The organism is Wolbachia endosymbiont of Drosophila incompta, assembly GCF_001758565.1.
GTDB classification, from domain to species: domain Bacteria; phylum Pseudomonadota; class Alphaproteobacteria; order Rickettsiales; family Anaplasmataceae; genus Wolbachia; species Wolbachia pipientis.
In genome coordinates this window covers 1245177-1246893 of record NZ_CP011148.1, presented here as the reverse complement: position 1 = coordinate 1246893, position 1717 = coordinate 1245177, and the positions used below count along the sequence as shown (strand labels likewise).

Below are 1717 nucleotides of genomic sequence, written 5' to 3'. Positions count from 1 at the left end.
TCGTGGGCTGCATGCTGGTCGACTATAATCAATTTGTCTCTTACCTCGGCAATAATGTAAGTATTATAGACCTGACAGCGTGCAAACCCGAGCGGGTGGCTCTCTATCAAATCAACTTGCTCTAACACCTTTTTTTCTAGAACCATAGTCTCCGCTTGTGATGGAAATTTCTGTATGCCGGTATAATCAAACGATTTTGACTGTTCTGATAAGCCTTTTGCTTTTTCATTTGGAGAAGCAAATTCTTTTATTAGTTGATTTTTAAAAGGACTTGGTCTTTTTTCATAAAATTCTTTTTGAACATTAGGTTTATCAAAAGGATCCGGCAATGTTGAATCCATTTTCTGGTCATGCGCTGGAAAAGTGCCTATCCTTCTTGACAATGCTTTAATTAATCCTCTTGTCATTATCTCATATATGAGCTTCTTATTCTGAAACCTTACTTCTGACTTATTTGGATGCACATTTACATCTACTTGATCATAAGGTATCTCTAAATGTAACGCTGCAAAAGGATACCTATCGCTTGGAATAAAATCATGATATGCATACCTAACTGCGCCAATAAGTAAATTATCTTTAATTGGCCTTCCATTAACAAACGTATAGATCTGAGTGGACTTACCACGATTGACGGTCGGCTTACAGATGTGTCCCGTAAGTTTAATGCCGTCTTCTTCTTCATTGATCTCCAAAGAATTGCCCTGAAATTCTTCTTCTACTTCACACAATCTATGAAATAACGAAGTCTGCTTAGCGTATTTTAAGAGCTTTTTATTACCTGAAGTGAGAGTAAACCCTATATGATAGTTAATCATTGCTAGGTTGTTTACAATATCAACAATGCTTTGAGTTTCTGCTCTTTCAGTTTTTAGAAATTTTAGTCTATTTGGAGTGGCAAAAAATAAATCTCGTACTTCAATATGTGTGCCTTGTGATAAAGAGTAAGGAGTTTGCTCCCCTATTTTCTCTCCACCCTCATAACTTATAGACCATGCTTCATTTGCTTCTCTTGCCTTAGACGATAATTTTATCCTACTTACTGCTGCTATTGAAGGCAGAGCTTCTCCTCTAAAGCCAAGATGCTTGATTTCTATCAACTCATTGTCGCTCAATTTTGAAGTAGCATGGCGCATAAACGCAAGTTCTAAATCGTTTTTTTCTACTCCGTTACCATCATCTGTCACAATAATAAGGTTACGCCCACCACTTTCTATTTTAATCTCTATTTCTAAACTTCCAGCATCTATTGCATTTTCCACTAATTCCTTTACTACACTTGCTGGCCTTTCTATCACCTCCCCCGCTGCTATACGGTTTATGGTTTTTGTGTCTAAAAGAATTATTGCCATAGATTTATTATGAAACTGGTTTTTCTTTTACTTCTTTGGTCTGCTTCTCTCTCCACTTTTTTAACCTACCTGCAATTTCACTGTTAGAAATTGACAATATAGATACGGCGGTAATGGCAGCATTATGTGCTCCATTTTCCCCTATAGACATGGTTGCAACTGGAACACCCTTTGGCATTTGAACTATAGAGAGTAGGCTGTCCAGCCCATTTAATTGTTTACTATGCACAGGAACGCCGATAACTGGTAAACAAGTTAGTGACGCAACCATACCAGGTAAATGAGCTGCACCTCCTGCACCAGCTATAATAACCTTAAAACCTTCTTCTTGTGCAGATTTAGCAAAATTGAAGAGCCTTTCTGGT

At 37.5% G+C, this 1717-nt stretch carries 2 protein-coding genes (1 of these 2 running past the window's edge); both read right to left on the bottom strand.

All coding sequences use genetic code 11. From position 1 onward, the window contains the following. A protein-coding gene (mutL, locus tag WG67_RS05685; RefSeq protein WP_070357028.1) for a DNA mismatch repair endonuclease MutL crosses the window boundary here: on the bottom strand, positions 1-1352 show its 5' portion. 475 nt of this gene lie to the left of the window's left edge; 1352 of the gene's 1827 nt are visible here — the first part of the coding sequence; it begins with the start codon at positions 1350-1352; its stop codon lies beyond the left edge, outside the window. Positions 1353-1359: 7 nt separating this feature from the next. After that, positions 1360-1717 (bottom strand): 5-(carboxyamino)imidazole ribonucleotide mutase (gene purE, locus WG67_RS05680; protein ID WP_458694940.1); only part of this gene is annotated, 358 nt, incomplete at its 5' end.